The organism is Rhodovulum tesquicola (assembly GCF_024128855.1).
GTDB lineage: Bacteria > Pseudomonadota > Alphaproteobacteria > Rhodobacterales > Rhodobacteraceae > Rhodovulum > Rhodovulum tesquicola.
Genome location: NZ_JAMYDV010000002.1, coordinates 314,365 through 323,523 on the forward strand (window position 1 = coordinate 314,365; position 9,159 = coordinate 323,523).

General features: G+C 67.8%; 8 protein-coding genes, 1 tRNA gene and 1 pseudogene. 5 read left to right on the plus strand and 5 right to left on the minus strand.

What is annotated here, in order from left to right; genetic code table 11:
- Positions 1–18 precede the first annotated feature (18 nt).
- Complete coding sequence (locus tag NHN26_RS04055) at positions 19–195, plus strand: hypothetical protein (RefSeq protein ID WP_253088234.1); 177 nt, start codon at positions 19–21, stop codon at positions 193–195.
- A gap of 293 nt (positions 196–488) precedes the next feature.
- Here the strand turns inward: NHN26_RS04055 and NHN26_RS04060 are convergent, their stop codons facing one another.
- Positions 489–1,073: an HNH endonuclease gene (locus NHN26_RS04060; protein ID WP_253088235.1), complete on the minus strand. Its 585-nt coding sequence runs from the start codon at positions 1,071–1,073 to the stop codon at positions 489–491.
- Positions 1,074–1,338: 265 nt separating this feature from the next.
- Here NHN26_RS04060 and NHN26_RS04065 point away from each other — a divergent pair.
- Positions 1,339–1,415: transfer RNA gene (locus tag NHN26_RS04065), tRNA-Arg, on the plus strand.
- A 516-nt stretch (positions 1,416–1,931) separates the two neighbouring features.
- Here the strand turns inward: NHN26_RS04065 and NHN26_RS04070 are convergent.
- Positions 1,932–2,804 (minus strand): NAD(P)-dependent oxidoreductase, encoded by an 873-nt coding sequence (locus tag NHN26_RS04070; protein ID WP_253088236.1) that lies wholly within the window; start codon positions 2,802–2,804, stop codon positions 1,932–1,934.
- An 80-nt stretch (positions 2,805–2,884) separates the two neighbouring features.
- On the opposite strand from NHN26_RS04070, the gene NHN26_RS04075 reads away from it, so the two are divergent.
- A complete protein-coding gene (locus NHN26_RS04075; RefSeq protein WP_253088237.1) occupies positions 2,885–5,356 on the plus strand; it encodes a penicillin acylase family protein in 2,472 nt (823 codons plus the stop codon).
- On the opposite strand, the gene NHN26_RS04080 is transcribed toward NHN26_RS04075, so the two are convergent.
- Positions 5,353–5,961 carry a lytic transglycosylase domain-containing protein gene (locus NHN26_RS04080; protein WP_435594172.1) on the minus strand — a complete coding sequence of 203 codons (609 nt, stop codon included), beginning with the start codon at positions 5,959–5,961 and terminating at the stop codon, positions 5,353–5,355. The genes NHN26_RS04075 and NHN26_RS04080 overlap by 4 nt on opposite strands.
- A gap of 164 nt (positions 5,962–6,125) precedes the next feature.
- On the opposite strand from NHN26_RS04080, the gene ssb reads away from it, so the two are divergent.
- On the plus strand, positions 6,126–6,620 hold the full coding sequence (ssb, locus tag NHN26_RS04085) for a single-stranded DNA-binding protein (protein WP_253088238.1): 495 nt from the start codon (positions 6,126–6,128) through the stop codon (positions 6,618–6,620).
- 45 nt (positions 6,621–6,665) lie between these two features.
- Positions 6,666–7,754: a site-2 protease family protein gene (locus NHN26_RS04090; protein ID WP_253088239.1), complete on the plus strand. Its 1,089-nt coding sequence runs from the start codon at positions 6,666–6,668 to the stop codon at positions 7,752–7,754.
- A 24-nt stretch (positions 7,755–7,778) separates the two neighbouring features.
- Here the strand turns inward: NHN26_RS04090 and lipA are convergent, their stop codons facing one another.
- Both lipA and NHN26_RS04100 read right to left on the minus strand, forming a co-directional pair.
- On the minus strand, positions 7,779–8,735 hold the full coding sequence (lipA, locus tag NHN26_RS04095; protein WP_253088240.1) for a lipoyl synthase: 957 nt from the start codon (positions 8,733–8,735) through the stop codon (positions 7,779–7,781).
- Positions 8,736–8,879: 144 nt separating this feature from the next.
- Positions 8,880–9,159, minus strand: a pseudogene (locus tag NHN26_RS04100) (methyl-accepting chemotaxis protein); the annotation flags it as partial.

Here is a 9,159-nt window from a genome sequence, read left to right on the forward strand (position 1 = left end):
TCAGGGGGGGAACGCGCGATGCACAAGGTCGCCAATCGCGAGGCGCTGGACGGGGTGCAGCAGATGCATCGCGGCGTGCACATGGCGCTGGACGCGCTCGTGAACCATGGCGATGCCGAGGCCGCGGTCGAGATCCTGCGCCAGATCGACGCCGCCATGGTCGACTGGATCAACGAGACCCGGAAGATGCGCTAGCCCAGTCCTGAAACGCTGGTCTTTCCAACCAGGGCGCGGTCCGACCCGCTATTCCTGCCTGAGAAAGACGGGCTCGCAACGCAGGGCCGGTGCGACGGGCCGCACCGCGGCGACGAACAGACATGTCGAAAGGCAGCTCGGGGCCGACCTGTCCGTTCGGTCAGTCGCGCGACGCCGATGAGAGCCGGGCTCTTCGCTCCGCCCGAAGAGCGGGTTCGGTGGCCGCCGGCAGGCGAACCGCCCGTTCTGTGGGAACCATGCAGCCCTTTGCATCGGACGCCTGCGGCGGCCCGTCAGGCATCAAGTTCCGCATCCCAGTAAAGGAAATCCACCCAGGTTTCGTGCAGGTGGTTTGGTGGGAACTTTCGCCCGGTGTCGCGAAGCTCTTCAGGCCCGGGTCGTCGCGGGGCGCGGCGCAGGGTCATGCCGGCCTGGCGCAGGCTTTTCGAGCCCTTCCGGAGATTGCAGCGAGAACAGGCGGCCACGACGTTCTCCCAACTGGTGATCCCGCCGCGGGCCCGCGGCACCACATGGTCGAAGGTCAGATCGCCGCGGGTGCCGCAATACTGGCAGGTGAATTCGTCCCTCAGAAAAAGATTGAAGCGCGTGAAGGCCACGCGCTTCTGGGGTTTGACATAGTCCTTCAGCACCACGACCGAGGGTATTCGGATCACCCGCGAGGGGCTGCGCACGACCTGGTCATATTCGGCCACGATGTCGACCCGGTCCAGCACCGCCGCCTTGACCGCCTCCTGCCAGGGCCAGAGCGATAGCGGGTAATAGGAGAGCGGCCGGTAATCGGCATTCAGCACCAATGCGGGGTGGTGCCTCAGGCTGCCCGGTTCGCGTACGAAACTGCTTCTGAAATCCCCGTCCATCTGCCACTCCGCCTCCGCCCCGTCTGCCTGCTCTTGCCGCGGAGCGGGACGCGCCCGCCCCTGTCTGGTTCTGACTATATATGGCGTTCGCCACCTGGCAAGCCCCGCAAGATGAAGTGGCCCGCTCCTCGCTCTATACCGCCTGTGGGTAACGGCGATGTGACGCCGCCCGCCTCTTGCCCGCCCGCCGCCCGAACACGCCGCGAACCGCGTCGCGCCTTTCCGATTGCAGCCGACAGCGCGCGCCGTTATACCGCTTTACGAAGCACCCGTAGCTCAGCTGGATAGAGTGCTGCCCTCCGAAGGCAGAGGTCACAGGTTCGAATCCTGTCGGGTGCGCCACCCAAAAACCCCTGAACGACTTCGGCCTGGATCGCGGCAGGGTGAATTAGAACGCCTGTGAACCATCCCGTTTCGCTCTCGTCCAGGCAACGGGATGGGCGACATGGACACCATCGGGAATCGGACCGGGAAATGTCGGCTCAGGTGCGCCGCAACCAGGCCACGCCCGGCGGGTGTGGCCGCGGTTGGGCGAACGCGCGGGGCGCGGGCCGACATGCCGTTGTCCATGGCAAAGCCTCAGATCTTCGTCCGCCACCGGGACGAACGATCGCGCAAGGTCCTCGTGGACGGCGTTCCTGTGCTCGGCATGCAGAACTCAGGGGCCGCGTGACCCTGGTCCATCCCGACAAGGCTGGCCCGCGGCCATCCTGCGGTTTGGAGAACGGAATTGGCGGCGGAGGCATGCCGGGCCAGGGCGAAGTGCTTGCGGGATGCCGGGCGACGGCAATCTGACAACGTCGCCCGATAACGTCCCTTCCTTAAGCGAATCCGCAGCCCGCCGATCCCCCTTGCGCCTCAGCCCATCGCGCGGAGCCGTGCGATCAGGCTCGAGGTGTCCCAGCGCCCGCCGCCAAGTTTCTGCACGTCCTTGTAGAACTGATCGACCAGGGCCGTTACCGGCAGGCTGGCGCCGGTCTCGTTGGCGGTCGCAAGGCAGATCCCGAGATCCTTGCGCATCCAGTCGACGGCGAAGCCGAAATCGAAGCGTTCCTCGATCATCGTCTCGTAGCGGTTCATCATCTGCCAGCTTCCGGCCGCGCCGCCGCCGATCACCTCGACCACCGCGCGCCCGTCAAGCCCTGCCTTCTCGGCGAAATGCAGCCCCTCGGCCAGACCCTGCACCAGGCCCGCGATGCAGATCTGGTTGACCATCTTGGTCAGTTGCCCTGCCCCGCTGTCGCCCAGCCTGCGGCAGGCCTTTGCGTAGGATGCGATCACCGGCTCGGCGCGGTCATAGGCGGCCTGCGCACCGCCGCACATCACGACAAGCTGCCCGTTCTCGGCCCCGGCCTGCCCGCCCGAGACCGGCGCATCGACAAAGCCGATGCCCGCGGCGGCGGCGGCCTCGTGCATCTCGCGCGTCACGGCCGCCGAAACGGTGGTGTGATCGACGAAGACCGTGCCTTCGGCCATTCCCGCGAAGGCGCCCTCCGTCCCGGTGCAGACCGCGCGCAGGTCGTCATCGTTGCCGACGCAGGCCATCACGAATTCTGCGCCCGCGGCTGCGCCCGCGGGCGTCGCGGCGGCGCTGCCGCCATGCTGGGCGACCCAGGCCTCGGCCTTGGCGGCGGTGCGGTTGTAGACAGTGACCTCATGCCCCTTGGCCGCAAGGTGCCCGGCCATCGGATAGCCCATCACCCCAAGCCCCAGAAACGCGACCTTTGCCATTGGATCTTCCCCCTCGTTGCAGTCTTTGGCGTTTGCCCCTAACTAACGGCCGCATCGGGGGCGTCAACAACGGGGCGGACATGGCCGGGCTTTTCCGCTGGCTTCTGCGGCTTTTCACGGCCGCGGTGATCCTGGCCTTCCTGGCCGGGGCCACGGTCTATTACCTCGCCGCACGCTCGCTGCCCAATTACGAGGCCGTGCACAACGTCGCCCGGATCACCGCGCCGGTCGAGATCGTGCGCGACAACGCCAATGTGCCGCATGTCTTCGGGGAGTCGGACACCGACGTGTTCTTCGGGCTGGGCTTTGCCCATGCCCAGGACCGTCTGTGGCAGATGACGATGCTCCGGCGGACCGCGCAGGGGCGTCTGTCCGAGCTTTTCGGAAGCCGGACGCTGGCCGTCGACGAACTGGTCCGGCGACTTGATATCTACGGGCTGGCGCAAAGCTCGATGAAGGCACAAGACCCCTATGCCATGGCGGCGCTGCAAGCCTATGCGGACGGGGTGAACGCCTGGATCGGGCGGGTCAACGCCGATGCACGCGGCCGCGGCGCGCCCGAGTTCTTTCTGTTCTCGCCAGAGATCGCAATGTGGCAACCGGCCGATTCGATCGCCCTCGTCAAGCTGATGGGGCTCAGTCTGTCGAGCCATCTGGAGACCGAGGTGTTGCGCGCGCGGCTGTCGTTGCTGATCGGGGCCGAGCGGGTGCGCGACCTCATGCCGGATGCGCCCGGGCAGGGCATTGCGGCGCTGCCCGACTATGCGGCGCTGGCCCCGGGGATCCTGCCCTCGTCCGCGCCGCTCGACCGGATGGCCGAAGGGATTCTCTCGCCTTTCGGCCCGCGGGCCTTCGCCTCGGCCTCGAACGTCTTTGCCGCCGCGCCCAACCGCTCGGCCGCCGGTGGCACCCTTCTGGCAAGCGACCCGCATCTGGGCTTCACCGCGCCGTCGATCTGGTACCTCGCGCGGCTGGAACTGGAGTCCGGGGGGGTGATCGGCGGCACGATACCAGGCATTCCGGCAATCCTGACGGGACGGTCCGCCGATCTGGGCTGGGGCATGACCACGGCCTATCTGGACGATCAGGACGTGTATCTCGAGCAACTCAACCCCGAAAATTCCGAGGAATACCGCGCGCCCGAGGGATTTGCTCCCTTCGAGACGCGCCGCTCGATCATCCGCGTCGCCGGCAGCGAGCCGGTGACGATCACCATGCGCTGGACCGAAAACGGCCCGGTGCTGCCCGGCGGCCATTTCGGGCTGGGCTCGATCACGCCGCCCGGTCATGTGACGGCGCTGGGCTGGACCCTGCTGAGCGGTGCCGACACCTCGCTGAGCGCGGCGCTGAAGCTGATGCGCGCGCGCAATGTGGACGAGGCGCTCGAGGCGGGGCGGTTCTTCATCGCGCCCGCGCAGAACCTGGTGGTGGTCGACAGGGAAACCATCGCCCTGCAGACCGTGGGCGCGATGCCCCGCCGGATGGCCGAACACCAGAGCCAGGGGCGCCTGCCGGTGCCGGGCTGGCGTGAGGAAAACCGCTGGCAGGGCTGGCTGAACTATGCCGCCAACCCGCGCTTTCGCGCACCCGAAAGCGGCATACTGGGCAATACCAACAACAAGCTTCTGGACCGGCCCTTCCCGCTGCATGTCAGCTATGACTGGGGCGACACCCAGCGGATCGAGCGCTGGAAGACGCTGATGACGCGCCGCTCGGTGCATACCCGCGAAAGCTTCATCGAGGCGCAGCTCGATACCGTGTCCTTCACCGCGCAGTCGCTTCTGCCGCTGATCGCGCGCGATCTGTGGTTCACCGGCGAGCCTGCGCCCGCAGGCAGCCCCGAGCGGCGGCGCCAGCGCGCGCTGGAACTGCTGGCCGCGTGGAATGGCGAGATGAATGAACATCTGCCCGAGCCGTTGATCTATGCCGCCTGGCTGAGGCACCTTCAGGACCGGCTGATCCGCGACGAACTGGGCCCGCTGGCCGACGAGTTCGCTCATGTCGAGCCGCTGTTCATCGAGCGGGTGTTCCGCGATATCGACGGGGCCAGCGCCTGGTGCGACATCCGCCAGTCCGGCGCGACCGAAACCTGCACCGAGATCGCCCGGCTTGCGCTGGACGAGGCGCTTCTGTGGCTGTCCGAGACCTATGGCGGGTCACTCGAAAGCCTGCGCTGGGGGGCTGCGCATCAGGCCTGGCACGATCATCCGGTGCTGGGCGAGGTGCCGTTCCTGAAATGGTTCGTCAATATCCGCCAGCCGACCTCCGGCGGAGACAACACGCTTAACCGCGGCCTGACCCACGCCCGCGACCCCGAGCCTTTCGCCAATGTCCACGGGGCGGGCTTTCGTGGGGTCTTCGATTTCGCAGACCCCGACAGTTCGGTCTTCGTGATCTCGACCGGGCAGTCGGGCCACCCGCTCAGCCGGCACTATGACGATCTGGGCGAGTTGTGGCGGCGCGGCGAGTATATCCCGATGTCGCTGGACCCGGCACTGGCGCGGGCTGCGGCGGTCGGGGTAACGCGGCTGGTGCCGGACGCCCTGCCCTAGCTGCCCCAGATTCGCCGGACATAGGTCTGCGTCTCGTTGTAGGGCGGCACGCCGCCATGGCGCTCGACCGCCTCGGGGCCGGCATTGTAGGCCGCGAGGGCCAGCCGCCAGGACCGGAACCGGTCGAACTGGCGGCGCAGGTAGCGCGCGCCGCCCTCGAGGTTCTGCTGCGGATCGCGCGGGTCCACCCCCAGCAGTTGCGCGGTGCCGGGCATCAGCTGCGCCAGCCCGATTGCCCCCTTGTGCGAGACAGCCCCCGGGTTCCAGCCCGATTCCTGCTGAACGAGCCTGAGGAACAGATCCTCGGGCACCCCATGGCGGCGGGCGGCGGCGCGGGCATGTTCGAGATACTCGCCGCGATACTTGCCCGCATAGGGCAGTGTGCCGCCTGCCGAAGGGGTGATCACCCGCTGCGGCTGAAGCCGCACGGAATTGGCATATTGCTGCGCCGCACGCCCGTCCAGCACGCGCTTTTGCGTCTCGAAGATCGCGGCGCGTGCCTTGGACGAAACCGTTACATCCGCGCTCGCGGGCGCGATCCCGAGCCCTAGCAGCGTCAGGGCCGCCATCAGGTTGCGAAGCACTGTCCCTCTTCCGGTCGTCATTTGTGTCCCGCGGGACTATAGGCAAAAACGCGTGCGCCTGCCAGCCTTGCCGCCGGTCGCACAACACCGGTCCCGGGGCCGGGCGGATTTTCAACTTCCATTACACCTGAGGGGGTGGTGTAAACGGGAAACGCGAAAGTTCAGATTCGACAGGGGGCACCCAAATGGCGGGTTCGGTCAACAAGGTCATCCTCATCGGCAATCTCGGCCGCGACCCGGAGGTCCGCAGCTTTCCCAGTGGCGGCAAGGTGTGCAACCTGCGGATCGCGACCTCGGAGCAATGGAAGGACCGCAATACCGGCGAACGGCGTGAACGGACCGAATGGCATTCGGTGGCGATCTATTCCGAGCCTCTCGTGCGGGTCGCGGAGCAGTACCTGAAGAAGGGCTCCAAGGTCTATATCGAAGGCCAGCTCGAGACCCGGAAATGGCAGGACCAGTCCGGCCAGGATCGCTACACGACCGAGATCGCGCTGCGCCCCTATCGCAGCGAACTGACCATGCTTGACGGCCGCGGCGAAGGCGGCAGCAGCAGCGGCGGCGGCGGAAGCTATGGCGGCGGGGGCTATGGCGATTACGACCAAGGCCGCGGCGACGATTTCCGGGGCTCGCCGGGGCCGGCTCCGGCCGGCGATCTCGACGACGAGATCCCGTTCTAGGGGGGTGGCCTCCCTGCGCGCTGACGGCGCCCCGAGGCAGAAGCGATGACGTGGTCCTTTCCCATCGGCCGCCTGTTCGGCTCGGAACTGAGGGTGCATGCCACCTTCTTCCTGCTGCTGGCCTGGATCGGCGCCGCCTCCTGGATTGCCTACGGTCCCGCCTCGGCCGCGATCAGCGTGGTCTTCGTGCTGGCGCTCTTCGTCTGCGTGGTGGCGCACGAGTTCGGTCACGCGCTGATGGCGCGCCGTTTCGGGATCGCGACGCCCGACATCACGCTTCTGCCGATCGGCGGGCTTGCTCGGCTTGAACGCATGCCCGAGAAGCCCGGCCAGGAAATCGCCGTGGCGCTGGCCGGGCCTGCGGTCAACGTCGTGATCTGGCTTGTTCTGGTCGCGCTCGGCGCACGGCCCGACATCGCCACATTCGCGCAACTCGGCGAGGGCGGCGCGGCGGCGTTCTGGGGCAGCCTTGCCGCGCTCAACCTCTATCTCGTGCTGTTCAACATGATCCCGGCCTTCCCGATGGATGGCGGACGGGTATTCCGCGCGGCGCTGTCCTATGGAATCGGGCGAGTCGCAGCGACCCGGCTGGCGGCGCGGTCAGGCCAGGCGCTGGCCTTCCTCTTCGGCTTTCTCGGCCTGACCTGGGGCAGCCCGGTCCTGGTGCTGATCGCGATCTTCATCTTCGTGGCCGCGGGCGCCGAGAGCGCTGATGTGTCGTTGCGCGACATGGCCCGGCATCTGCGGGCGCGCGATGCGATGATCATCCATTTCGAGACGCTGAGACCCGGCGACACCCTTCAGGTGGCCTCGAACGCGGTGATCCGCACCACCCAGCACGAATTTCCGGTGGTCGATGCCGGGGGCGGTCTGCGCGGCTTCCTGACCCGGAACGCCCTGTTCGCAGCACTTGCCGCCGAGGGCAGCAGGATGCGGCCTGTAGCCGAGGCCATGACCGAGGGCATTCCGACGGTGCCGCTGGCCGCTCCGCTGGATGCCGCGCTCGACGCGTTGCAGGACAGCGGCGCGCCGGCGGTAGCGGTGACCGAGCCCTCGGGGCGCATGGTCGGCTATATCACGCGCGAGAATATCGGCGAACTGATGGTGATCTCGGGGCGCGAGCGAAAGATGTGACGGCCCTGTCCGGGGGGCCGCGCCTCAGCGCGATGACAGGGCCTGTTCACGCGCGGCGCGGAGACGGGCGAAATCCTCGCCTGCGTGATAGCTCGACCGCGTGAGCGGGCTGGCCGAGACCATCAGGAACCCCTTGCCATAGGCCGCGCGTTCATAGGCGGCGAATTCCTCGGGCGTGACGAAGCGGTCGACCGCGTGATGCTTGGGCGTCGGCTGGAGATATTGCCCGATGGTCAGGAAATCGACATCGGCCGCGCGCAGGTCGTCCATGACCTGCAGCACCGCCTGCCGCGTCTCGCCCAGGCCCACCATGATGCCCGACTTGGTGAAGGCGCCCGGGTCGATCTCCTTGGCCCGCTGCAACAGGCGCAGCGAATGGAAATAGCGCGCACCGGGCCGCACCTCTGGATAAAGCCCCGGAACCGTTTCCAGATTGTGGTTGAAGACGTCCGGTTTTGCCGTGACCACGGTTTCCAGCGCCGCGGGCTGGCATTTCAGGAAATCGGGCACCAGCACCTCGATCGTGGTCTCGGGCGTGCGGTGGCGGGTGGCGCGGATGGTGCGCGCGAAATGCTCGGCCCCGCCATCCTCCAGGTCGTCGCGGTCGACCGAGGTGATCACCACATGCTTCAGCCCCAGCCGGGCCACTGCGTCGGCCACCCGGCCGGGTTCGAACGGGTCGAGCGCCTGGGGCTTGCCGGTCGCGACATTGCAGAAGGTGCAGCCGCGGGTGCAGATCTCGCCCATGATCATCATGGTGGCGTGGCCATGCGACCAGCATTCGCCCACATTCGGGCAACCCGCCTCTTCGCAGACCGTGGCCAGCCCGTGGTCGCGGATGATGCGGTGGGTGTCCCGATAGCCCTGCCCGCCCGGTGCGCGCACGCGGATCCAGGCGGGTTTCTTCGGTTGGGCGGTGTCGGGGCGATGCGCCTTTTCGGGATGGCGCTGGTCGGGAATGCTGAGATCGCGCGGGCGCATGGGGCCTCCTGTCAACGGCCCTGATCTAGCGCCCATGCGCGCGAATGTCCAACATCCTGCATGGCCCAAGGGGCGAGGGATGGGCCGAATGGACAAGGGGCGCCGGGTGTCCCGAGCGCCCCAGATGCAGTTTCCGGACGCGGATCAGAAATCCTGCCAGGTCTCGGCCCCCGCCGCGCGCGCCAGGCGCTCGGATTGCGGCACGGTGGCCGCAGGTGCGGGGCCGGGGGCCGGGCGGGCCGGGTCGACCAGGCGGAGCGGGGTCATGGCGCCGGGCTGTGCGGGTCGGGCGGGCGCGCCGCCCTGCAGGCGGAACCGGGCCACGAGGCCCTGCAGCGTCTCGGCCTCGTGGCGCAGCGTCGCGCTGGCCGCGGTGGCCTCCTCGACCATGGCCGCGTTCTGCTGGGTCACCTGGTCGAGCTGG